The 23628-nt window shown below is 66.5% G+C and carries 17 protein-coding genes and 7 pseudogenes; 17 read left to right on the top strand and 7 right to left on the bottom strand.

The genetic code is table 11. The annotated features are described in order from the left end of the window. The first annotated feature begins 141 nt into the window (after positions 1–141). From QQS16_RS06680 to QQS16_RS06650, 7 genes are read left to right on the top strand one after another with little or no spacing between them, the layout of a single operon-like run. Positions 142–657, top strand: a complete 516-nt coding sequence (locus QQS16_RS06680) for a mycothiol transferase (protein ID WP_286060684.1) — start codon at positions 142–144, stop codon at positions 655–657. A gap of 48 nt (positions 658–705) precedes the next feature. Next, on the top strand, positions 706–2013 hold the full coding sequence (locus tag QQS16_RS06675; RefSeq protein WP_286060683.1) for a preATP grasp domain-containing protein: 1308 nt from the start codon (positions 706–708) through the stop codon (positions 2011–2013). Between the two features lie 50 nt (positions 2014–2063). Continuing rightward, on the top strand, positions 2064–3212 hold the full coding sequence (locus QQS16_RS06670; RefSeq protein ID WP_286060682.1) for a glycine amidinotransferase: 1149 nt from the start codon (positions 2064–2066) through the stop codon (positions 3210–3212). Between the two features lie 60 nt (positions 3213–3272). After that, positions 3273–4286: a 3,5-dihydroxyphenylacetyl-CoA synthase DpgA gene (gene dpgA, locus QQS16_RS06665; RefSeq protein WP_502963770.1), complete on the top strand. Its 1014-nt coding sequence runs from the start codon at positions 3273–3275 to the stop codon at positions 4284–4286. Between the two features lie 45 nt (positions 4287–4331). Then, entirely contained in the window at positions 4332–5063 is a 732-nt protein-coding gene (gene dpgB / locus QQS16_RS06660) for an enoyl-CoA-hydratase DpgB (protein WP_286060680.1), read from the top strand. Beyond that, on the top strand, positions 5060–6430 hold the full coding sequence (gene dpgC, locus QQS16_RS06655; RefSeq protein WP_286060679.1) for a (3,5-dihydroxyphenyl)acetyl-CoA 1,2-dioxygenase DpgC: 1371 nt from the start codon (positions 5060–5062) through the stop codon (positions 6428–6430). The genes dpgB and dpgC overlap by 4 nt, the downstream gene beginning before the upstream one ends. Then, the gene (locus tag QQS16_RS06650; RefSeq protein ID WP_286060678.1) at positions 6431–7717 is read left to right on the top strand and encodes an aminotransferase-like domain-containing protein; all 1287 of its coding nucleotides are present in this window, start codon (positions 6431–6433) and stop codon (positions 7715–7717) included. A gap of 50 nt (positions 7718–7767) precedes the next feature. Here the strand turns inward: QQS16_RS06650 and QQS16_RS06645 are convergent, their stop codons facing one another. After that, positions 7768–8028: a phosphopantetheine-binding protein gene (locus tag QQS16_RS06645; RefSeq protein ID WP_286060677.1), complete on the bottom strand. Its 261-nt coding sequence runs from the start codon at positions 8026–8028 to the stop codon at positions 7768–7770. Positions 8029–8173: 145 nt separating this feature from the next. Here QQS16_RS06645 and QQS16_RS06640 point away from each other — a divergent pair, with 145 nt between their 5' ends. The 3 genes from QQS16_RS06640 to QQS16_RS06630 all read left to right on the top strand — a co-directional run bounded on the left by QQS16_RS06640 (position 8174) and on the right by QQS16_RS06630 (position 12430). Continuing rightward, complete coding sequence (locus QQS16_RS06640) at positions 8174–10189, top strand: DUF5107 domain-containing protein (RefSeq protein ID WP_286060676.1); 2016 nt, start codon at positions 8174–8176, stop codon at positions 10187–10189. Between the two features lie 48 nt (positions 10190–10237). Continuing rightward, positions 10238–11200 (top strand): ROK family protein, encoded by a 963-nt coding sequence (locus QQS16_RS06635; protein WP_286066238.1) that lies wholly within the window; start codon positions 10238–10240, stop codon positions 11198–11200. Between the two features lie 117 nt (positions 11201–11317). Then, entirely contained in the window at positions 11318–12430 is a 1113-nt protein-coding gene (locus tag QQS16_RS06630) for a glycosyltransferase family 4 protein (protein ID WP_286060675.1), read from the top strand. A gap of 165 nt (positions 12431–12595) precedes the next feature. Here QQS16_RS06630 and QQS16_RS06625 read toward each other — a convergent pair. Next, positions 12596–12735 (bottom strand): annotated as a pseudogene (locus tag QQS16_RS06625) (transposase); the annotation flags it as partial. Positions 12736–12755: 20 nt separating this feature from the next. Then, a pseudogene (locus tag QQS16_RS06620) lies at positions 12756–13109 on the bottom strand (IS110 family transposase); the annotation flags it as partial. Positions 13110–13488: 379 nt separating this feature from the next. Here QQS16_RS06620 and QQS16_RS06615 point away from each other — a divergent pair. The 4 genes and pseudogenes from QQS16_RS06615 to QQS16_RS06600 form a co-directional block, all read left to right on the top strand. Beyond that, positions 13489–14430 (top strand): annotated as a pseudogene (locus QQS16_RS06615) (IS1380 family transposase); the annotation flags it as partial. Between the two features lie 586 nt (positions 14431–15016). Further along, positions 15017–16666, top strand: coding sequence for a group II intron reverse transcriptase/maturase (gene ltrA / locus QQS16_RS06610; RefSeq protein WP_286060674.1), 1650 nt, complete (start codon positions 15017–15019; stop codon positions 16664–16666). A gap of 42 nt (positions 16667–16708) precedes the next feature. Then, positions 16709–18100: an IS21 family transposase gene (gene istA, locus QQS16_RS06605; RefSeq protein WP_286060673.1), complete on the top strand. Its 1392-nt coding sequence runs from the start codon at positions 16709–16711 to the stop codon at positions 18098–18100. Positions 18101–18375: 275 nt separating this feature from the next. Further along, positions 18376–18786, top strand: coding sequence for a DUF6924 domain-containing protein (locus QQS16_RS06600; RefSeq protein ID WP_286060672.1), 411 nt, complete (start codon positions 18376–18378; stop codon positions 18784–18786). A gap of 21 nt (positions 18787–18807) precedes the next feature. Here the strand turns inward: QQS16_RS06600 and QQS16_RS06595 are convergent, their stop codons facing one another. The 3 genes and pseudogenes from QQS16_RS06595 to QQS16_RS06585 form a co-directional block, all read right to left on the bottom strand. Beyond that, positions 18808–19722 (bottom strand): IS630 family transposase, encoded by a 915-nt coding sequence (locus tag QQS16_RS06595; RefSeq protein ID WP_286060671.1) that lies wholly within the window; start codon positions 19720–19722, stop codon positions 18808–18810. After that, a pseudogene (locus tag QQS16_RS06590) lies at positions 19719–20971 on the bottom strand (IS110 family RNA-guided transposase). The gene QQS16_RS06595 and the pseudogene QQS16_RS06590 overlap by 4 nt, the downstream one beginning before the upstream one ends. Positions 20972–21377: 406 nt before the next feature. Beyond that, positions 21378–21641: pseudogene (locus QQS16_RS06585) on the bottom strand (helix-turn-helix domain-containing protein); the annotation flags it as partial. A gap of 260 nt (positions 21642–21901) precedes the next feature. On the opposite strand from QQS16_RS06585, the pseudogene QQS16_RS43500 reads away from it, so the two are divergent. Then, positions 21902–22141, top strand: a pseudogene (locus QQS16_RS43500) (hypothetical protein); the annotation flags it as partial. Between the two features lie 30 nt (positions 22142–22171). Here QQS16_RS43500 and QQS16_RS06580 read toward each other — a convergent pair. Continuing rightward, positions 22172–22558: a hypothetical protein gene (locus tag QQS16_RS06580; RefSeq protein ID WP_286060670.1), complete on the bottom strand. Its 387-nt coding sequence runs from the start codon at positions 22556–22558 to the stop codon at positions 22172–22174. Between QQS16_RS06580 and QQS16_RS43495 the strand changes: the two are divergent. Both QQS16_RS43495 and QQS16_RS06575 read left to right on the top strand, forming a co-directional pair. After that, positions 22543–22719 (top strand): annotated as a pseudogene (locus tag QQS16_RS43495) (transposase); the annotation flags it as partial. The gene QQS16_RS06580 and the pseudogene QQS16_RS43495 sit on opposite strands and share 16 nt — an antisense overlap. 24 nt (positions 22720–22743) lie before the next feature. Beyond that, a complete protein-coding gene (locus tag QQS16_RS06575) occupies positions 22744–23553 on the top strand; it encodes a transposase (RefSeq protein WP_286060669.1) in 810 nt (269 codons plus the stop codon). Positions 23554–23628 lie beyond the last annotated feature (75 nt).

Raw genomic sequence — 23628 nt, 5'->3', positions numbered from 1 at the left:
ACCGTCCGAAGCGTTTCCAACCACCGAAAGCCCCTGTCCTGAGAACTCCAAGATCCCCGACAGAGTCGCTCAATGAAGACATCGGACTCATTCATCTAGTAGGGTGTTGGCGGCGTCACGCTGTATGGTACAAAGATTCCCGTGACGCCTGGACTGGTTCTCACCGAAGCGTACGGTCGAATCAACAAGCTCGTTCACGATGCCGCAGAAGGGCTAGATGCTAGTGCCCTGGCCTTTCGGATCAGTGCGGCTACGAACTCTATTGCCTGGCTCGTCTGGCATCTGACGCGTATTCAAGATAACCATGTCGCCGATATCTTGGCGGCTCCGGAAATCTGGTCCGATCCGACGTGGAAAACCCGTACTGGCATCGAGAGGGATGTGACCGATCGCGGGCAAGGGGATGGGCCCGCTGAAGTCGCGGCGATTCAACCCCCGTCTCCGGACGGCCTTCTCGCCTATCACGACACTGTCATGACGCGGACCTTTGGCTATCTCGCCGAACTCGAATCCGCCGAACTCGACCGGCTCCTCGACTACTCCTATACGCCCGCGGTCAGCGTGGGCGTCCGTCTCGTGAGTGTTTTGAGCGACAACCTCCAGCACGCCGGACAGGCTCTCTTCGTGCGAGGAATCCACGAGCGCGCACAGCATTGACCGGCCGAGCCGGGCCCAGACCCGTGTCAAGGGGAAAGGTATATCTGCGTGCCAAGACTGCTGATCGGCAATGAGTTCAACGAGGACAGCGCCGCCCTGGCTGATGCGAGGCAGAAGAAGACCGCCTGGTGGACCCAGCGACTGATCTGGTTCGCTCGGGACCATGACGTTCTGGTCATGGCGGTTGCCCCGGATGAGGAATACCTGCGCTATGTAACCTCGTTGACAGGAGCGCGGCCCGAAGCGCTGACGATCGTGGTGCCGCCCCCGGGCTCCATGGGCGTGGCGGTGCTCAGCGCAGATCGCTTGGTGGCCCCCTCCTTTCTCGCCGAGCTGCGGACCGTACTCGGCGAACGGCCGGTCGACGAGGTGTTCTTCCTGCACCCGGACGCCTCCGTCGCTCGGCTGGCACGGGCACTCGGAGTGGAGTCGGCGCTGCCCGGTTACGGCTTCCTCGCACAGGGTGGTGGCCGACTGGTGAACAGCAAGCCCGCCTTCCGTGCCATCGCGGGCGGCACGGGTATCCCGTTGCCCGAGGGCGGGGTGTGTACGAACGTGCCGGAGGCCGACGCGTTGATCGGGCACCTGCTTTTCCAAGGCAAATCCGTCATTCTGAAGCACGAGTTCCGAGCGGGGGGACGGGGAAACGAGATCCTGAGCCCAGTCGAAGGCGTCCTGCCCGTAGGCGCGCACCGCACCGTCGTGGTGCCCGAGCCCTCGGCGCTGCGGGCCTACTTGGGCACGCGGTGGGACTGGCTGAGCAGTCAGGGAAAGAACCCGGTCGTGGTCGAGGAGTACATCCCCGACAGCCGCGCGGTCTTCGCCGAGTTCGCGTTGTCGGACGACGGCGTCGAGTTCGCCGCGCAAGGCGAGATGATATCGGCGCCACTGGCCGCCGCTGAGATCATCCCGGCGCCCGACCTCACGGAACGGGTGCTGGACGGACTGCTGGAGGGGGGACGCAAGCTCTGCGCCCCGCTCCAAGCTTTCGGCTACCGCGGGCTGCTCAGTGCCGACGCCGTCGTGACCCCGGACGAACGGCTCCTGTTCACCGAGTACAACGCCCGCGTGACCGGCTCCACGCATGTGTACGGCATCATCGGGGCCCAGCTCGTAGGCAAGGACTACGCCCGGGAACGCATCCTCCTGGAGCGCGAGGGCTGGCCTGTGCCGTCCTTCCGGTCCGCCATCGACGCTCTCTCCGGCAAGGGACTGCTGTATGACCCGGACACGCGCTGCGGCGTCGTATTAATCATGCCCTACAACCCCACGAACAGCTCCATCCGCTACTGCATCGTCGCCCGGAGCGTCGAGGCCGGCAGGGCCCAGCAGGACGTCGTCGAAGCACTGTTCTGACGGGGAAGCCCGAGTCCCCGACCGCCCATGAGAGATGGAGAGTGAGCCGGATGCATCTGAACAGCTTCGATGAATGGTCGCCGCTCAAAGAGGCCGTCGTGGGATCGGCACTCAACTACACGTCCCACGAACGCGAGCTGTCCTTTGACCTGTTCTTCCACGACAACATCACCCGCTCCGAGTGGTACTACCCGCGGTTATCCGTACCCGGCGGGACCGGATCGGGCGGGCAGAAGAGTGGCCGTGTCCCGATCAAGCAACGTTACGTGGACGAACTCAACGAGGACCTGGAGGGGATGGTGCAGGCGCTGGAGGCGCTGGGCGTCAAGGTGCTGCGCCCGATGGCCCTCGCCCCGGAGAGCACCGAGGTACGGACTCCAGCCTGGTCCGCCGCGGTGGTGCCGCCTCTGAACATCCGTGACAACACGCTGATCCTCGGAGACGAGATCATCGAGACGCCCCCCATGATCCGGTCGAGGTACTTCGAGACCCAGTTGCTCACCAAGGTCTTTGCAGAATACTTCCGGCAGGGCGCACGGTGGAGCGTCATGCCGCGGCCCCTGATGACCGACGCCTCGTTCGACCTCTCCTACGCGGAATCCGCCACGGCCGGCGGCCCGATGGAACCCATCAAGGACCCGCAGCTTTCGCCGTACGACGTCGGTTTCGAGATGATGTTCGACGGAGCGCAGTGTTTGCGCCTGGGACGGGACCTGATCGTCAACGTTTCGACCGACAACCACGCACTGGCCTGTGACTGGCTGGAGCGGCACCTCGAAGGACGGTTCCGTATCCACCGTGTCCACCGACTCAGCGACAGCCACATCGACAGCATGGTCCTCGCCCTGCGTCCGGGAACCCTGCTGGTGCGCTCCAAGGAGGTCGCGGACTTCCTTCCCGAGGCGCTGCGATCCTGGGACATGATCGTCCCGCCAGCCCCCGGTGAGAACCAGTTCCCTCGGTACGAGGACGACGACCTCATCCTCACCAGCCCCTTCATCGACCTCAACGTGCTGTCGGTCAGCCCCGACACTGTGTTGGTGAACGACGCGTGCCCAGAGCTGATACGCACCCTCGAACAGCACAAGTTCACGGTCGTACCTGTCCGGCACCGGCACCGGCGCCTGTTCGGCGGAGGCTTTCACTGCTTCACGCTCGACACGGTCAGGGAAGGCGGTCCGGAGGAATACCTGCGATGACGCGCCGGCGGTGACGACGTGGACGGATTAGTTCCGCGGATTTCGGGGGTGGGGACCGGCGTGCCTCCGTCCTCCTACACGCAGGAGGAGGTACTGGAACGCATCGAGGTCCCGGACGAGCGCATCAGGTCGGTGTTCCTCAACAGCGGTATAGCGCGCCGTCATCTGGTCCTCCCCGGTGCGGGACCGGACGGCTGGATCGAGGAGACACAGAAGGACCTCCTTGCCAAGCACTCCGCGTACGGCCTCGACATCGGACGCACGGCGATCGAGGCCGCCCTGAAAAGGGCCAACGCTGGCCTGGACGACGTGGGCTACCTGTGCTGCGTCTCCTCGACGGGCTTCATGACGCCGGGGTTCAGCGCGCTGCTGATCAAGGAGCTCGGCATGCGCAGGGACTGCGCCCGCGTCGACGTGGTGGGAATGGGCTGCAACGCCGGACTCAACGCGCTCAACGCGGTGGCGGGATGGGTCAGTGCGCACCCCGGGGAGCTGGCCTTGATGGTGTGCATCGAGGTCTGCTCGGCCGCATACGCCTTCGACGGGACGATGCGCACGTCAGTGGTGAACAGCCTGTTCGGCGACGGCGCGGCGGCGTTGGCACTAACAGCGCGCCGCGACGGTTCGGGGCCGGGGCCAGCCATCGAGAACTTCGCCAGCTGGATCGTCCCGGACGCCGTTGACGCGATGCGCTACGACTGGGACGACGAGAAGGGACGGTTCAGCTTCTATTTGGACCGGGACGTGCCGTACGTGGTGGGAGCGAACGTTGAGGAGCCCCTCGCCAGGCTCCTTGAGGGCAAGGGCCTGCGGCCCTCGGACATCGCGCACTGGATCATTCATTCCGGTGGCAAGAAGGTGATCGACTCGGTGCGCGTCAACCTCGGTCTGACCCGCCACGACGTACGCCACACGACCGGCGTGCTGCGGGACTACGGAAACCTGTCGAGCGGTTCCTTCCTGTTTTCGTACGAGCGCCTGCTGGACGAACGCGTCGCGGCGGCCGGTGACTACGGAGTGATGATGACCATGGGGCCCGGATCGACGGTGGAGCTGGCCCTGATTCATTGGTGACGGATGACATAGCGCGGGGAGCGTGGCATGCACGGCGGAGACGGTATGGAAGAGCTGACCAGCGGCATCGGCTTCTGTCTGGACGTGGGCGACGAGGGCCCGCCCGGCGGATGCGTCCAGGCGCTCAATGACCTCTGCGACCAGGCAGAGGCGAAACCTGGCGTGGCCGTGGTCGTCCTGCGCATCGGCGGGGACAAGCCCAGAACCGGGGCCTGGCCCGGAACGGCAGGTACCCATGACATGAACCGGTGGGAGCGCGCGGTACGACGCCTAGAACGGCTATCTGCCGTCAGCGTCGCCGTCGCCCGCGGCACCAGCTGCGGACCCGCCCTGGATCTCCTGCTCGCCGCCGACTACCGCATCGCGACAGCGGATCTGCGGATCGTCCTGCCTGTGAACAATGGACAGTTCTGGCCAGGCATGGTGATGCACCGGCTCGTCCATCAGGTAGGAGGCGCCCACGCCCGGCAGCTGGTGCTCTGGGGCCATGACATTCCGGGAAAGCGGGCCCTGGAACTGGGTCTCGTCGACGAAATCACCACCGACGTGGACCAGGCGGTGTCGGCGGCGGCCGTGATGCTGGGCCGGGAAGCAGGCCATGACAAAGCGATGCGGCGCCAATTGCTGCTCGAAGCCTCCCATACGAGCTTCGAGGAGGCCCTGGGTGTCCATTTAGCCGCCTGTGACCGTGAGTTGCGCCGCTTAGCCGCCGCTGCGCCGTCGCTTGACGAAATGGCCGACGCGTCCGACGGGGCTTCCGCACAGGAGGTCAGGTGACCAGCGACGTACCACTGCTGGAGCAGGTGGAGCTGTGGCGGGCCATTCCGCCTCCCTCCGGCACGGAACTGCTGGACAGCGCCGAAGAACTCACCACGTATCTGGCCTCCGGAGACCACCTGCTGGCCGGGCTGCCGCCGAAGCCGAAACGCACCCAAGCAGAGCAGTCAGTGGCCGCCAGCGTCCTGGGCGCCCAGCGCAGCGCCCGTACCCGCTTCGTAAGCCAACACGCCGAGCGCATCTACGACATGCTGACCGAAGACCGCACACTCCACCGCCGCCTGCCCGACCTCGTCCACGCCGCGGCGGAGAGGTTTCCCGGGCTCGCGCCGGCACGCGACCAAATCGCGGCGGAACGCGCACGTCCGCAGTCGGACAAGGACGGCCTGGAAATAGACCAAGGCATCTTCCTGCGCGGCATTCTCGCCTCGCCGGTGGCCGGCACGCACCTGATGGATGCTATGCGGATGGCGACGCCACGGGCCATGGAGCTGCTGGACACCTTCCGCCAGGACGGAGTCCTGGAATTCGACGCGCTCAAGCTCGAACGGCACGGCAACATCGCCGACCTCACCTTCCAGAACGACCACTGCCTCAACGCAGAGGACGACCAGCTGATCCACGACATGGAGACGGCGATCGATCTCGTGCTGCTAGACGATCACGTCCATGTGGGGGTGATGCGCGGAGGCATCATGAGCCATCCGCGATACCGCGGCAAACGGGTCTTCAGCGCCGGGATCAACCTGCGCGAGCTCCACGCGGGCCGCATCAGCTTCGTGGACTTCCTGATGGGCCGGGAGCTCGGCTACATCAGCAAGATGATCCACGGTCTGCTTATCGACCCTGACGCGCCGTTCAACGAAGGGAGCCTGCACAAGCCCTGGGTGGCGGCCGTGGACTCTTTCGCGATCGGCGGCGGGATGCAGTTGGTCCTCGCCGCGGACTGGGTGGTGGCGGCGGACGACGCCTACTTCAGCCTGCCCGCAGCCCAGGAAGGGATCGTCCCCGGTCTGGGGAACCTGCGGCTCGGGCGGCTCACCGGCAGCCGCCTGGCACGCCGGATCATCCTTGGTGGGCACCGGATCCGGAGTGCCGCACCGGAGGCGCACCTGGTGTGCGACGAGGTAGTTCCCGCGGGGAACGTCGGCGACGTTGCCCGGGCCGCGGCGCTGCGCCTGGACAACCCGGCCGTGGTGGCCAACCGGCGGATGCTCAGCCTGGCCGAGGAACCCAGGTACGCGCTGCGGACGTACCTGGCGGAGTTCGCCTACGAGCAGGCCGTACGGCTCTATGCGGACGACGTGCTCGACAAGGTCGGCCGCTCCTGGTCCCGCCCGGCCCACGGGCAGGAAGGGAGGCCGTAGATGGAGTTGCCACTAGAGAGCCTGCACCCGTCGCTGGCGAGCCCGGTGCTGGGGGCTATCCCCTTCCTCAACGAGGTGATGTCCCGCTACCCGGACGCCATTTCGTTCGCGCCCGGGGCGCCTCACACAAGGTACGTCGCGGAGACCGACCTCGAACGCAGCGTAGTGCGCTGGCTTACGCATGCGCGGGGCGCATGGGGGCTCAGTGAGGACGGCGCCCGCCAACTGCTCTACGAATACGGGCCGACCGCCGGCCTGATCAATGACCTGATCGCTGACGCCCTGTGTGCAGCCCTCGGAACAAAGACGACTCCGGACGACGTGGTTGTGACCGTCGGGGCGCAGGAGGCGTTCCTGATCACCTTGCGTGCCCTGTTCCGTTCGCCCGGCGACCTGCTCGCCGTGGTCAATCCATCGTTCGTCGGCATCATGGGCGCGGCAGAGCTGCTGGGCATCGAGATGGTCCCGGTGGACGAAGGGGAGTCGGGGGTCGACGTGGACCGGCTCGACGCTGAGTGCGACGCAGCAGAGGCCACCGGCCGGCGGATCAGGGCGCTTTATGTCGCGCCGGACCACTCGAACCCCTCGGGGACAGTGATGCCGCGGGAGGCCCGGCACCGTCTCGTTGACCTCGCGGCCCGCCGGGAGTTGCTGCTCATCGAGGACAACGCCTATGGATTCACCACGGCACCAGGAGCCGAGCTGCCCACGCTAAAGTCGCTCGCCCCCCAGCGAGTGCTCTTCATCGGCACGTTCGCGAAGCTGTGTTTGCCGGGCACGCGGGTGGGCTTCGTGGTGGCCGGTCAGCGGGTGCGCTCGGACGACGGTGCCGAGCACCGGCTGGCGGCCGACCTCGCGGCGGTTAAGAGCATGGTCACGGTGAATACCTCGCCGATCTGCCAAGCGGTTGTCGGGGGGATGCTGCTGGAACACGGCGGTTCGTTCGCGGCCCTGGGACAGCGGAAGTCCGAGCTCTACCGGCAGAACCTCCAGCTCTTGCTGGGCGCGCTCGACGAGCATCTGTCCCATGGACCGGGACATTCGCCGAAGGTGGTGTGGAACCGTCCGCAAGGAGGCTTCTTCGTCAGAATGCGATTGCCGGTGTCGGCAAATGAATCATTGCTCAAAGAATCCGCTTCACGTTATGGGGTCTTGTGGACACCGATGTCTCCCTTCTACCTGGGCGGCAGAGGGAGGAATGAGATTAGGCTCTCCTGCAGCTATCTCGACGCCGAGGAAATCGAGGAGGGAACGCACAGACTGGCAAGATTCATCGGCAGCATCTGACGGCCGGGCCGAAACGCGCCGCGGCCGCCCAGTTGCCCCTCCTCGCTTGACTACTGCGCCTGCCGACCGAGGACTTCACTAAGTGCTTCCCACAACGAGCCGACCGACTCGAATGTCTCGGCCGTCATCGCATCGTCGGGCATGCTAATGCGGAAGGCGTCTTCGAGCTGGACGACTAGCTGAATGAGGAGCAAGGAGTTCATGCCCAGGTCGACCAGCTTTTCAGTCTTGTTCAGCCGGGCGGGAGGAGCTTCAGGAAGGGTGTCCTTCAGTATTTGTTCGAACTGGTCAAAGCGGCTTTCGACGTGCATTCCTCACACCTAACTATCCGAGTCGACAGGGAATCCGATAGCCTCATGATACTCTTTAACAGCCCTTCGCGCAGGGGTAGTTGTTGAAGTCGGACGGTGCGCGCGGGTCCTCCACGAAGCCGGTTGAAGAAGGCAGGTTGTACCCATGGGTGAGCTCTATCGCACTACCCTCGAACTGCCCGTCTCCGAGGTGGGGCGAGAGAATCCGCTGCCGTCCCTTGCCGGCCTGGGCCAGCCCTATGAGCTCGATGTATCGAGCATGCCGGAGCAGATCGCCGCGGGGGCCGCATACGGGCGGGTCGGTTCCATCCTCCCGTATCTGCCCCTGGACAACTACCGGCGCGACCCCCGGCCGTCGTCGATCGAGGCGGTGGCGATAGAGAATGCTGCGCTACGTGCCGTATTCCTTCCCGGGCTGGGCGGGAGGCTCTGGTCGTTGACGGACCGTGCCACCGGCCGCGAGCTGCTCCACACGCCGAAAGTTCTGCAGCCGACGAACTTCGGCCTGCGAAATGCCTGGTTCGCCGGGGGAGTAGAGTGGAACATTTCCACTCGCGGACACTCGCCCACCACTTGCGCGCCGCTGCACGCCGCGATCGTCACCGGTCCCGGCGGGACACCCGTACTGCGCATGTGGGAATGGGAGCGAATGCGCCGAGTCATCTTCCAGATCGACGCCTGGATTCCCGATGACTCGAATACGCTCAATATGGGCGTACGGATCCGCAATCCCCAGCGGCACGACGTCCCCATGTACTGGTGGTCCAACGCAGCGGTCCGGCAGACCGAGGGACTGCGTGTGATCGCGCCCGCTGACCGGGCGTTCTTCGCCTCCTACAGCGGACGTCTCGACACGGTGGGCGTCCCGGTCCACGGCGGCCTGGACGCCAGCTATCCCGCCGCGATCCCACATGCCAGCGACTACTTCTACGACTTGCCGCCCGAACTCGACCGGCCCTGGATCGCCGCGTTGGACTCCGAGGGATACGGTCTGCTGCATACATCGAGCCAAGCGCTGGGCGGACGGAAGATGTTCTCCTGGGGAGCGTCTGCCGGAGGGCAGCGCTGGCAGGAGTGGATCAGCGGGGGCTCCGCGGATTCGGGCGGTTCTGGCGAGGATTTCGCCTCGTACTGCGAGATACAGGCGGGACTGACGGCCACGCAGTACGAGCACCTCCGTATGCCCGCGCAGTCGATGCTGTCTTGGGTGGAAACCTACGGGCCGGTCCAGGCGGACAGATGCGCCGTGCACGGAAGCAACTGGAGCCACGCGGTGGGCGCGGTGTCTGACCGCATTCCCTCTGTCTGCCCCCCGGAGCGGATGAAGCGGGTCCTCACCGAGTACGACGAGCTCGCCGAGCGGCCACCAGAACGACACGTAGCCATCGGCAGCGGGTGGGGAGCACTGGAGTGCCTACGGCGAACGGCCGCCGGGGACCTGGAGATCAACTTTCCCGCCACACCGTTCAACGCGTCCGCTATGCGCGAACTTCAGGAGATTTGGCGGGAGTTGGCCGTCACCGGAGCACTTCCGGCGGTGGAGCCCAGCCTGCCGCCCTTGTCGGTCCTCGGCGAGGAATGGACCGGGTTGCTGGAGTCCGCCCCCGCTCATTGGCAGCGCTCCTACCAACTGGGCGTCATCGCCCATGCGCGCGGTGACTTGGTACGGGCACGCGAGCTGTATGAAGAGTCGCTGCAGCAAGCCGAATCCCCCTGGGCACGCAGGGCGTTGGCCTGGGTGAGCAGTGCCGAAGGCAAGTCCGCGGAGGCGGCGGAGGACCTAGTGCTCGCCCACGAACACAAAGCCGGTGCCGCCATCTGGCAGCTCGGAGCGGAGGCGGCCCAAGCACTCCTCTCGGCGGGGGACGGGCGCCGGGCGCTCCGTCTCCTGGAAGAGGTACCCGAGGAGCATCGCGAGCGAGGGCGCATGAGGCTTCTTGAGGTACGGGCCGCCTTGGTCGCGGGCGAGAACGACCGTGCAGCGCGACTGCTTCAGGATGGGATCGAGGTCGAGGACCTGCGGGAAGGCGAAGACAGCCTCACCCGGATATGGGCCGACGTCTTCCCGGGGAAGCCGCTGCCGCAGCGGTACGACTTCCGGATGCACGTGATGGACCGGGCTGCCCTGATTATGAGTCAGCTCCGTGCTCAGCGTTCATGAGACGGATGGCCGGTGTGGCGTGTGCCACGGACAAGGAGGGGCGTCATGGTGCGGCATGTGATCGCCGTAGATGTAGGCGGCACCCTGATGAAAGCGGGCCTGATCACCGAGGACGGCACGTTGCTGTATGAGGAACGGCGCCCCACGGGCCGGAAGAACGGTCCGGAGTCCGTGCTAGGGACCGTGGTCGACTTTGTTGGTGAACTGCGTTCGGTCGGCAACCGCGTGTTCGGTTCCGAGCCGGCCGGTGTGGGCATAGGCGTACCCGGAGTGGTCTGCGAGCAACAGGGCGAGGTCATCCTCTCGGCGAATCTCGGTTGGCGCGACACTCCGATCGGCAGCATCATCGGTGACCGCCTCGGCGGAGTACCTGTGGCGATCGGGCACGACATGCGTGTTGGTGGCCTGGCCGAGGGGAGGCTGGGCGCGGCGAGGGGGCTGGAACGTTTCCTCTTCATGGCGATCGGGACGGGGATCGCGGCAGCCATCGCCCTCAACGGCCGATTCGAGAGAGGAGCCCACGGCTACGCCGGGGAAGTCGGCCATGTCGTCGTACGGCCCGGCGGGCGCGCCTGTGGCTGCGGCCAGTCCGGCTGCCTGGAGACGATCTCCTCAGCTGCCGCGCTGGCCCACGCCTGGGCGCAGGCCACCGGCGACCCGAACGCCTCGGCCCGGGACCTGACGCGTGCCGTGGAGGCAGGGGACACCAGGGCTGCTGCCATATGGGACGATGGGTTGAGCGCGCTCGCGGATGCCCTGATCATGTGCGCGAATCTCCTTGACCCGGAAGCGTTGATCATCGGTGGGGGACTCGCCGAGGCGGGCGACACCCTTTTCGTTCCATTGCGGCAGGCCGTGGCGGACAGAGGCGGCCTCCAGAACCGCCCACCGTTGATCGCCGCCGCGCTGGGAGACAACGCTGGCTGCCTCGGGGCGGGGCTGCTGGCCTGGGACCTCGTGGGAAAGAGAGAGCCCGGTTCAGGGCCCTTCTGCGATTCCTCGAAGGGGTAGTGCTTCCTGGGGTTCCGACCGTGCCTGCCCGACCACGACGGGCAAGGCCGTGCGAGTGGCGAGGAATCCCCCTTGGCAAGCTGCGGAGCACCTCTTGGCCCGAGGAAGGAATGACCGATGGCACTACAGATCATGCACGTGCTCAGTCGTGATGCCCCGGGTGAACTCAGCGGGGTGGATACCCATGTACTGGAACTGATGGTCTGCCAAGAGGCTGCCGGCCATCGGCCGTCCGTGATCGCTTGCAGGAATTCGGAGTTCTTCGTCCGTGCCCGCGCGAGGGGACTGGTTGTGCATCCTCACGGAGCTCCGGATCCGTATGGAGCCGCGCGCACGCTGATGCGCGCGGCTGACTACAACCGACCGAACGTCGTCCACGCTCACGGCGGCTTGGCCTCGGTGGCGGCATCGGTCGCGTGCATGCTGAGCAGTCAACTCCGCACCGAGGCCCTCGTGTTCACCCACCACGGCACATCCGAGGACACGTGGGTCGGGAGGCTGCGCGTACGGGCGGAGTCATTGGCAGCGCGCCGGGCGGACGGACTCATCGCCTGCGCCGACGGGTTGGTGCCCCGGATGCGGCACTGGAACAAGCGGGCTCGGCTCGGTTATATACCAAATGGAGTAGAGGTGCCGGACCTGCCCGAGCGGCCCCTGGCACGGCAGGCACTGAGGCAGCGCTTCGGCGTGCCCAGCTCTCCTCCGCTTCTCTGCTACGTCGGCAGGCTCGCTCCTGAGAAGGCCCCTTCGCGTGTCCTGCGGGTGGCAGCGGTGCTGGGGAGCAGGCAGATCCCCGTGCACACCTTGTTCGTCGGCTGCGGACCGCAACTGGGCAGCCTGCGTGAGGAAGCCGCCCGCCGCGGACTGAGCGGGCGCGTCACCTTCACAGGTCTGGTGCGGGATATGGGTACGGTCTACGCCGCCGCGGACGCCCTCGTCCTGTTGTCCCGTACGGAGGCGACGCCGCGGGTGGTGCTCGAAGCTATGTCGTGCGGGGTGCCGGTAGTGGCATCCGCCGTCGGCGGGGTCCCGGACCTGCTCGGATACGGCAAGTACGGGACGCTGACCGCCGGGGACGACGAGGAGAGTGCGGTCGCCGGGGTCCTTCGGGCATTGCGCCTGCGAGGTTCCGAGCAGACTGTGCTCGCGCGAAGACACGCGCACAGTGAGTACGGGGTGGAGAGGATGAGCTCCCGGATCGAAGACTTCTACCTGACCGCCCTCGCGTAGTGCTCAGCCGAAGTGCGCTCCGCCGTTGACGTGTACGGTCTGCCCGTCGATAAACAAGGCCGTGCTGTTCAGCAGGAACAGCACGGCTGCCGCCACCTCAAGCTTGTCCCGTAACTGATCTTCGAGTCGTCGTGGGCGAGGCCGGTCGCTGACCGGCCCGTTTGCCTATCCGGCAAGTGCGAGGTTGTGCAGTCGAGCGACGCCGAGCATGGCCCGGTGTACGCCGTTTCCTTTCAATCGGCAGTCGCGCAGGATCTTCCAGCTCTTCATGGGGCAAAGGCGTGCTCGACGCGGGCGCGGACTTGATCTGGGCATCCTCCAACAGCTTCTCCACCCGCTGCCGGGTCCGCGTCCGCTCCCGGGTGAACACCGTGCTCAGGCGGGTCAGGTCCCGCAGGTTGCGGATAGGCTTGGGTGGCACGAACGAGGCTCGGAGCATGCCGCGTTCGGTGAGCTTGGCGAGCCAGACGGCATCCAGTTTGTCGGTCTTCGGCCGCCCCGGGACGTTCTTCACATCGCGGGCGTTGACCAGCCAGCAATCCAGGCCACAGGACTCCAGCAGATAGAACCAGGACCTCCAGTACGTGCCGGTCGCCTCCATCACGACGCGGGTGATGCCTTCCCGGACCAGATGGTCACCCAACTCCAGGATTGCGTCGTCGTCGCTCCGACATTCCACACCCGCTGCACACGCCGCCCCGCCACGCTCGCGTGGGGCACCCGCGTGCACACCATCCCGGTCGCCTTCGCCACATCGATCGCCGCGACACGAGCCAGGGGCTCCTCGTTGTGCTCGCTCTCCTCCATGCACCGCGGATCCTCCACGGATCCTCCCTCCCAGCGCCGAACTTGCTCCAGGCAGGGCCGCCCGAGGAGCTGAGGGACAGGTAAGAGTCTGAACGGCGTGCTCAAGGCGACAGTGCGTAGGCCTCGGAACGGCTCCCAACGCCAGACTCAGGTACGGGCTCTGTGTCCAAGAAGTGACCGGCGTCGAGCGGACGGCCCCGCCCCATTTTCACGCCTGGCCAGGCGTCACCGCAGGGATATGGGGACTGAAGGTGAAGAAGAGTAGCGGGGCGTACCCGCGTGTCCGCGTCGGGGGCGGTGGCCGCGGGGCAGTCTCGCAGGCCGGGGCGGTGCTGCTGGTCGAGACGGTCCGAAAGTCCGGCCTGGACACCGCGATATCGGCGGCGCTGGCGCCGTGGCACAAGCCGCGGGCGGTGCACGACCCGGGGAAGATCCTGCTGGATGTCGCGCTCGCGACGGCCCTGGGCGGGGACTGCCTCGCCGATGTCTCCATGCTGCGGGCCGAGCCTGAGGTGTTCGGCCCGGTGGCGTCCGACCCGATGGTCTCCCGTCTGATCACACCCTTGCCACAGCCGGGCCCAAGGCACTGGCCGCGGTCCGGACGGCACGGGCCGAAGTGCGGACGCGAGTCTGGGAGTTGGCCGGTGCGCAAAGTCCGGCCGCCGACGGATCGGTGATCGTGGACATCGACGGCGTGCTGGTGCTCGCGCACTCCGAGAAACAGGACGCCACCGCGACCTGGAAGAAGACCTTCGGCCATCACCCGCTCGTCGCGTTCGTCGACCACGGCGAGGCCGGGTCCGGGGAACCGGTGGCCGCGCTGCTCCGGCCCGGCAACGCCGGCTCCAACACCGCCACCGACCACATCGAAACCGCCCAACTCGCCCTGGCCCAGCTGCCCAGACACCTGCGGCGGGGACGTCGGACACTGATCCGCACCGACTCCGCCGGCGGCACCCACGCCTTCCTTGACTGGCTCTCCAGGCCGGGCCGGTGGCTGTCGTATTCCGTCGGCATGACCATCACCGACGCCATCCACCAGGACGTCCTGAAGATCCCGAAGAAAGCATGGACACCGGCCTACGACTCCGGCGGCACCGAGCGGCCCGGCGCCTGGGTCGCGGAGATCACCAACGTGCCCGACCTCTCCTCTGCCGGTGGGCATGCGGCTGATCGTCCGCAAGGAACGACCGGTGCGCCGTGAGGCGCTGTTGATTCGAACGGAGGTGGGAGACCTTCGTCGCTGATCCTGTCGCAGCAGGACGGTGGAGCTGAGGGCAGTCCGATCCGGGTGGTGCCGGTGAGGGCGGGAAGCGGCCCTGACAAAGCCGGGACGTGTCAGCACTGCCAGATGGTGCGGGTCCGGCGAGCGGGACGGAAAGGAGTACGAGAGGAACCGGCGTTTACGTCCCTTCATCTTGCACCGGCTCAAATCTGGCGGATATGGGCCGGGGCGGTGCGCACCCACCGGATATCGGCGGGTAACTCCTGGGCCGGATAGGACGGCTGGTCGGGAGACCACGGCGAAATGCTGCGGGGTAGCCGTGGTGATGCCGCAGGGGCAGAGTCGGGCTCCTCCTCCGTCGAGCGAATCACAGTGAACACGGGGAACCATCCGGGTCTTCCCACCCGGCCGGGCCGCCAGCCCGGAGGGGTGGCTGAGCGCACCGACCGCTGACCGGGCCGGGATGGGGCGGAGCCGTCGTAGTACTCCGAGCCGGGGAAAGCCCGGCGCATGGAGAAGGACGGCAGCGGTTTCGAGAAGGGAAGGAGGCTGCAATGTCGAAAGACGCGCCGGTGAACATCGGCGCCGCGAACGCGACGGACCCGGTGGGGCCGCGCGCCCGGGTATCGAGGATGCAGGCCAAGCTTCACCGTTTGGCGGTGGCCGATCCCGGCCGCAGGTTCGACGACCTGTTCAACCTCGTGCACGATCCGGCGACGCTGTTGGTGGCGTTCGATCGGGTCGCGGGCAACACCGGCGCGAAAACTCCCGGAATCGACGGCCTGACCGTCGCCGATATTGAGGAGATCGCCGGGATGTCCGGGTTCCTGGACGACCTGCGAACCCAGTTGAAGGACGGATCGTTTCGTCCGATTCCGGTGCGGGAACGCAAGATCCCCAAGCCGGGTGGCAGCGGAAAAGTCCGGAAGCTGGGAATTCCGACCATTGCGGATCGGGTGGTTCAGGCGGCGCTGAAGCTGGTGCTGGAGCCGATCTTCGAGGCCGGCTTCCTGCCGGTCTCATACGGTTTCCGGCCGAAGCGACGGGCACACGATGCAGTCGCGGAGATTCAGTACTTCGGCACCAAAGGCTACCGCTGGGTGCTGGATGCGGATATCGAAGCCTGCTTCGACTCGATCGACCACACGGCCCTCATGGACCGGGTGCGGACTCGGGTGAAGGACAAGCATGTGCTGCTGCTGGTCAAGGCGTTCCTCAAGGCCGGGGTGATGACCGAAACCGGTCACTTCGAGGACAACCCGACCGGCACGCCGCAAGGAGGCGTCCTGTCCCCGCTGCTGGCCAACATCGCCCTGAGCGCGCTCGATGAGCACGCCCACGGGCCGTGGCAGCCGGGCGGGGCGATGGGCAGCCCCGTAAGTCGCGCCCTCCGCCGCCGGAGGGAATTGCCGAACTGGCGGATCGTCCGCTACGCGGACGATTTCGTCGTGCTCGTGTTCGGCAGCTGCGACGATGCGAAAGCCCTGCGCGAGGAAATCGCTGATGTGCTCGCGCCGCTGGGACTTCGGTTCTCCGAAGCCAAGACCCGCATCGTGCACATGAGTGAAGGGTTCGACTTCCTTGGCTTCCGCCTCCAGTGGAAACGCAAGCGAGGTACGGACAAGTGGTACATCTACACCTTCATCGCCGACCGGCCCATCCGGTCCCTGAAGGACAAGATTCGTGCCCTGACACCCAGGTTGTCGCAACAGCCACCCAGGGACGTGCTGAGACGGCTCAACCGAGTCATGCGCGGCTGGTCCAACTACTTCAGATACGCAGTCGCCAAGAGCACCATGCAAACCCTCGCCATTTTCGTCTGGCGGCGGGTTGCCCGGTGGTGGATGCGGCTGCACCGCTGGAGCTGGACCGATCTTCGAAGGCACCTCACCGACCACACCGGCCAGTGGCGAATGCCTTCATCAGACGGGGTCGAACTGTTCAACCTCGGCCGGGTGCCAACCGAGCGATACCGGTACCGCGGCAACAAGATCCCAAATCCCTGGACCCTGGCCAACCACGCTCTGACGGCAGAGACCGTGGAGAGCCCGGTGCGTGGAAACGCGCACGCCGGGTTCGGCGAGCGGCCCGCAGAAACGGACCGGTGGCAACACCGGCACCTGTCGGCGTACAAGTGCACGTGCACCACCTCGTACGGAGGAATGTGCGCCGTTTGTGGTGCGGGGGTGGGGTGGAGACCGTGAGTCTGCTGCTGTCGGTTCGGGGCGGCAGGGAGGCGACTGACGGTGGTCCTGGATCCACATCGGTGGCTGGAGTTGAGGCGGTTTCGTCCGCTGTATGAGTCCGGTGCGATGAGCCTGCGGGAGATCGCTAAGGAGACGGGGCTGAACCGCCGGACGGTCAGCAAGTACCTGAAGAATCCGGCGTCGGCCGCGCCGCCGAAGCGGGAAACAGCCGGTCGCCGGCATCGCCGGGTGGTGGACGAGGTCGCGCCGCTGATCGACTCGATGCTCAGGTCCGAGGTCCTGCTCAAGGCGTCGGTGATCCATGAACGTCTGATCCAGGACTACGCGGTCACCATCAACTACCAACGGGTGAAGCTTTACGTGCAAGAAGCCCGGCCACGGATCGCGGAGGAACTGGGCATCAGTCCCGGCGAGCTGGCGGGTCTGCACCGGCGGTTCGAGGTCGTTCCGGGTGCTCAGGCCCAGGTGGACTGGGGCGACGAAGGAAAGATCCTCGCCCATGTCGGCATCCCGAAGGTCTACTCGTTCCACATGACGTTGTCGTACTCGCGCGATCCGTTCTGCTGTTTCACCACCAGCCAGGACCTGGCGACGTTCTTCGACTGCCACCGGCAGGCGTTCGCGCACTTCGGCGGAGTGCCGATGAGCATCGTCTACGACCGCACCAAGACAGTCGTGCGCCGGCACGTCGCCCCGGGCGAGGCAGTTCCGCTGCACCCGGAAGCGGTCGCCTTCGCCGGGCACTACGACTTCGACATCGACGTGCTGGCCGCCTACCGGCCCCAGGGCAAAGGCCGGGTCGAGCGCCAGGTCGGCATCGTCCGGGACCACGTGCTCGCCGGGCGGGCCTTCTCCTCCATCGAGGAGATGAACGCCGCCTTCGCCTCCTGGGTGCCACTGCGGCGAGCGAAGGTCCATGGCACCCACGGCGAGATCATCGGACACCGGGCCGTGCGCGATCACACGGCTCTCCGGCCGCTGCCGACGACTCCGTATGTGGTCACACAGCGGCATCTGCGGCATGTCGGCAAGGACTGCCTGGTTGCGTTCGACGCGAACCTCTACTCGGTTCCCGCTCGCAAGGTCCGCCCTCGCCAGCTGGTCGAGATCCGGGCCACGAAGTCCCAGATCACACTGCATTCCACCGTCGCCGACGCGAACGGTCAGACGTTGTTGGCCGCCCATCCCAGGGCAGTCGGCCGAGGTGCCCGCATCGTGGATGAGACCCACTGGGACGGTCTGCCCACCGGCGCCGGCCGCCATGACCCGGCCTGGGAGCCCAAACGGCTTCGCCTGCGCCTGTTCTCTGCCGCCGCCCAACTGGTCACCACCGGCCGCCGCCGCTGGCTCCGCCTCGCCCGCCACTGGCCCTGGACCCGGGAGATCACAGACGCCCTCGCACGGCTCGCACTCCTGCCGAACCCGGGCTGACCAGCAGCTTCCCTACCCCTGCGAGTAGCACCACCCCACCCGGAGCAGTGGAACCCGGCGCCCACCCGACGCGACACTCGGGCCCACAGCCTGCCCGGCATCAGCCACCGAAAGCGAAACGGCCCACCGACTCCGTCGGCGGACCGTCACGAAAGATCGAGGCTAGTCCAGGTCATCGAAGGCGATGTCGTGAATGTGGTTGGCCACCGAGGTGGTCACGTACCGGCTAGTGCTGTGACCGGATTGGTTCACCGGGTTGGCGGTACTGTCCGCGCATGAATCAGCTCCCCTGCACTTTGGAAGCCCTCGTTGTGCGCACCGACTTCTCGGCAGACGGTGCGTGGGACGCTCTGCGGGCGTCGCTGTTCTCGCCCAGCAAGGACGGTTTCTTGGCCAACGTCGCAGTCGTCGATGACCGGAGGTACGAGGGGTTGACATCCGACCAGGCCCTCGACCTGATCCCCGTGGAGTACCAGCATCCGCTTCTTGTCCTAGCGGACTCTGTAGCCCTCGCCTCGACTGAACGGCCGCTCCTCGTGCTGGGCCTGCAGGGTGAGCGTGGGCGTAGTGTCCGCGTTGTGGCAGCCCAGCTGTGGAGCATTGAGAACAACCTCTCGGGCGCGAACATGGACTTCGAGGAGTTCGCCGGCGCCGTCGACGAGGACGGCGTCTTCCGAGGCTTCTGAGTCACTGGCCGTTGGGCGGTGTCAGGCTGCGGATGCGCTGAGGCGTCCGCCCCAGCGGATGCCCTTCTCGCTGCGGACGCGGGCGCGTTCTTTGCGTTCTGCGGCCAGGACGTCGCGGTGGCGGGCGTTGGCGTTGCGCCACCGCAGGTAGGCGTGCAATGCCCGTGTCTGCACGGTGTGGTTGGGGTGGTGGGAGTTGGCGATGGTGAACTGCCGCAGTGGTCCGAAGTGGGCTTCGATCGGGTTGGCCCAGGAGGCGTAGGTCGGGGTGAAGCACAGTTCGACCTTGTGTTTCCTGGCCCAACGGCGGATGTCGGCGCCTTTGTGGGCGGACAGGTTGTCCAGGATCACGTAGATCGGGGCGCCGTCGGGTCGGGCGGCGCGGATCGACTTCAGTGCGGCCAGCGTGTTGGCGGCGCCCTTCCTGCGGCGGTTGACGCCCCACAGGGTGTCGTCGCCGACCGAGTAGCAGCCGTGGAAGTACCGCACTCCGTGGGTGCGGTGGTAGGTGGCCGGCACCCGGTCGGACCTGGTCTGCGCGGCCCAGCAGCTGCCGCCGGTGGGTCGGATCCCGAGGGGGCCGAACTCGTCGAAGGCGAAGACCCGGTCCGGGAAGCGGTCAAGGACTTTCTCGATCCGGTCCAGCTTCGCCTCGCGCTCGGGGTCCGGGGATTCCTTCCAAGTCTTGGTGCGCTGAAAGGTGACACCGCGGCGGGCGAGCAGGCCGCGTAACACCTCGCGGCCGATGCGAATCAGCCGGCCGTGGATTTTCCGTAGGTAGGCGACGAGTTTGCGCAGTGACCAGCGGGTGAAGGGCTGGCCGAGTTTGGTGGGGCGGGTGGTGGCCGTCTGGATGACGAAGTCCTCGTCGTCAGGGCCGAGTTGGCGGGGACGGCCTCCCGCCCACCGAGACATCTCACGATGCCAACTCGTCAAGCTGCTGCGGCCAGTTCGGAGGGAAAGGCGATGTGTTCGTCGAACAGTTCGCCTGCCTGAAGACAGTGGTAGAGCTGGCCGATCATGCGGTTGAACAGGTGACGTTGGGCTGCCGCGTGCCAATCCCCTTGCTCGCGTCGGCGCCGGTAGTGGGCATCCGCTCCGGGAGAGGACCGCAGAGCGGAGAAGGCCCACAGGTAGCCGGCATGGTTAAGCCGGTCGTTCTTGACCATGCGACGTCCGACGTGGTGTTTCTTGCCGGATGCGCGGGTGACGGGGGCAGACCCTGCATAGGCCTTCATGCCACGTGCGTCGACGAACCGCTGGCGGTCATCGCCGATCTCGGCCAGCACCCGGGCGCTGAGCTGGACCCCGAGACCGGGGAAACTCAAGATGACTTTGGCGTCCGGGTGTTGGACGAAAGACTCCTCGACCGCCTCAGCGAGCTCGTCAGCAGCAAGGCAGGCGGCTTCCAACTGCCGGAGGAGGGCGAAAGCCTGCTTGCCGAGCGCGTCTTCGACCAGCTTCGGCTGGCTCGCGTAGTCACCCCGGAAGACCTCGCGGAGCCGGTCGGCCTCGGCTTCGATGCCGCGGCTGCGCCCGGAGCGTTTGAGGGCGGACCGGAGCTGGGCGCGGGTGAGCCGGGCGGCCTGGCTCGGGGTGGGGCGAGCTTCAGCAGTTCGCGTGCTTCGGAACGGCACAGCCCGTTGGTCCATCCGGCGAAGGCGTCCAGGGCGGCGGGGTAATACTCGCGCAGCAGCGAGCGCAGCTGGTTGGCGATCTGCTGCCGGTTCCAGGTCGCGTCCTGCTGGGCGCGTGCGAGGACGGCAATGGCGCGTGCAAGGTCGGTGTCGGCCGGCAGCGGCCGGTGAATAGGCATATCGGTGCGCAGGATGTTGGCCAGCACCAGAGCGTCGCCAGGGTCGGACTTCTTGCGGGATACGCCGTGCCGGTCGCGGTAGCGGGCAGCGGCCATCGGATTGATCGCGAAGACCTTCCGATTGCTCTGCCGCAGAGCCGCGACCAGGAGGCCACGGCTGGTTTCGATGGCGATCGGGATCGGGTCGTCCATCGCGTCGCCGTACTCGGCGAGCAGGTCCAGCAGCAGCCGGTAGCCAGCCATATCGTCGGTGATGCGGCGCTTGGCCAGCAGCTGCCCGGTGTCGTCAATCAGGGCGACGTCGTGATGCTTCTCAGCCCAGTCAATCCCGCAGTAGATCAAGTTGCTTCTCCCCTTCGGCGCCGGCATCTGCGCTGGTCACGAGCGCAAGCGGGCCACGCGGCTCCCTAATTCCAGGACTCCTCGGTCCGACATCTCACAAGCCGTTCGCGGCACCAGCGCATCCCACGGGCCTCGGTCTTGTCCAGAGCTCGAGGGCTCGGGACTGGTAAGAGGTCACCGTGAAACGGGCTCGCACCACCAACTCCAACGAGTGAATGCGCCGCGGGTGATGGCGGCCGTGAAGACGACGAACGTCACCGCTCTACCTAGAGGCCTCGCAGGCCGGGACTTGTATAGGTTGTCCACCTCGTCCACGCGACCGCCATTCACCTCGAGCACTCGGACCGTGCGCCGCTCTCAGTGAAGGCCTCAATCAGCCTGGGTCCAGAAAGGCGTCACAGTCCCGTACTCGAACAGTCCGGCACTGCTCCAAGAGCCGCGCCGGTGCCGCTACCAACGAATTAGGGTCCAGGCAGGCCAGGCCGATCTCGTTGAACCGGTGGATCACGTCCCGGACGGTGTCCTCGTCAGCCTGCACCAGCTGGGCGATCACCGGCACCCGGTTCCCGCCGGCCGAGGCCAGCAGCATCATCGCGCGCCGATAGCGCACCGAGTTGGTACTTCCCCGGCGCACGATCTGCTGCAGCTTCTGCCCCTCCTGGTCGGTCAGTCTGCGCACACGGACAGGCTCGGCCACCGCGCCTCCAGCGGTCGGATCGGACGTCACCCCACATCCAACCGCCACGACCACCGACCCGGCGAACCTATGCGGTCAGAGCACTAGAGTCGGCGTAGAGCAGGTCGAGCACGGGCAGCGCTACGCCGACGCTCAGTGGGACGCGGTCTGGATATGCGGTCCCTTTCGGTGGCGTGGGCGGCGCTGCGACCACGGACATCAGATTCACTGAGAGTTGCTGATGGCGATATCTGAATCTGGTTCTGGCCGCAGTTCCGTGAATGACCAGGTCAGAGGCGGCATGCAGGAACGTTCCTCTATGGGACATCCTGTGCATGGGGGTCGAATCGCTCGCTGATGTTCTGTTCTCCGGTTTCGATGTGCGGTTGACGCGCGTCACCGAGGTCGCCGAGGGGCTGGTCGTCGAGGCGGTCGCGTGCGGGCCGCCACCACGTTGTCCGGGGTGTAACTCGCAGGCATCGAGAGTGCATTCGTCGTACGAGCGGGGCCTGCCCGGGCTGCCGATGAACGGGCGCAGCCTGACCGTGCGGTTACGGGTCCGGCGGTTTTTCTGCGACCGCGGCCGGTGTCCGAGGCGGACGTTCGTCGAGCAGGTCGCCAAGCTCAGCGAGCGGTACCGCCGCTCCAGCCTCGGACTGAAGCAGTGGCAGCATGCGGTTGCGGTCGAGCTGGGTGGTCGCCCCGGTCAACGGCTCTGTCGGCGGCTGCGGTTGAGGGCGGGCCGGACGCGGCTGCTGGGCCTGCTCACGGAGCCGGCCGTGCCCGAGCAGGCGCCGCGCGTGCTCGGTGTCGACGATTTCGCCTTCCGCAAGGGGAAGCGGTACGGCACCTTGCTGGTCGACGTGGAATCCGGACGTGTGGTTGATGTCCTGCCCGACCGCGAGTCCGACACCTTCGCCGCCTGGCTCACCGCGCATCCCGGCGCCGAGATCATTGCAGGGACCGTGCCACCGCTTACAGCAAAGCGATCAAGGAAGCCGCGCCGGACGCCCTGGAGGTCGCAGACCGCTGGCATCTGCTGCAGAACCTCGGCGCGGCCGTGGAGAAGACCTGTCATCAACACCGCTCCTGCCTGCGGAAACATGCCGAGGAGGAGACTGCGGTGCCCCTGGCAGCGGCCGTCACGATCACCGAGTTGCCGCCCGCCGAGCTGCCCCGAACCCAGATCATCGAGCGGACCCGGCAGCGTCACGCCGACGTCCACCGGCTCGTGGACGCCGGCTGGACCATCAGTGCCATCGCCCGCCGTCTCCACCTAGACCGCAAGACCGTGCGCCGCTTCCGCGACACGGGCCTCGACATCCTCCTGGCCTCTGCCCGCGACCGCCGCCCCACCGGCGTCCTCGCCCCGTTCAAGGCATACACCACCGCACGCTTCACCGACACCGGCGGCAGCGTCACCGCACCCCAGGTCCTCGCCGAGATCCGTACACAGGGCTATCGCGGCAGCGTCCAGGCCATCCGCAAACACTTCGCATCCCTCCGCGACGGCACCGCCGAACCCGTACGCGCCGACATCCCCAGCCCCCGGAAGATCACCTCGTGGATCATGTGCCGCCGGGAAGACCTCAGCACGAAAGACGACGAACGACTCCTCCAAGTCCGGCTCGCCTGCCCGGACATCACCCGCGCCTGCGACCTCGCCCGCACCTTCCACGACCTGGTCACATACCGCCGCGGACACCTGCTGATGGACTGGATCCGCCAGGCCGAACAGGATGCTCCCGCACCCGTTCGCGGCTTCGGCGGCTTCCTCCGCCAGGACCTCGCTGCCGTCACCGCCGGCCTCACCCTGGAATGGAGCTCCGGCGTCGTCGAGGGCAACGTGAACAGAGTCAAAACGATCAAGAGGAGCATGTACAACCGGGCATCCTTCCGGCTCCTCCGGATCCGCATCCTCACCCGACCATGAGCTTCACGGAACTGCGGCCAGAACCGTTTTCAAGAATCGCCATCATTGCCAACTCCGACGAGGCGCTGTAACACG

Source organism: Streptomyces sp. ALI-76-A (genome assembly GCF_030287445.1).
GTDB lineage: Bacteria > Actinomycetota > Actinomycetes > Streptomycetales > Streptomycetaceae > Streptomyces.
Note: the sequence above shows the minus strand (reverse complement) of the source record. Positions and strands in the feature narration are given on the sequence as shown.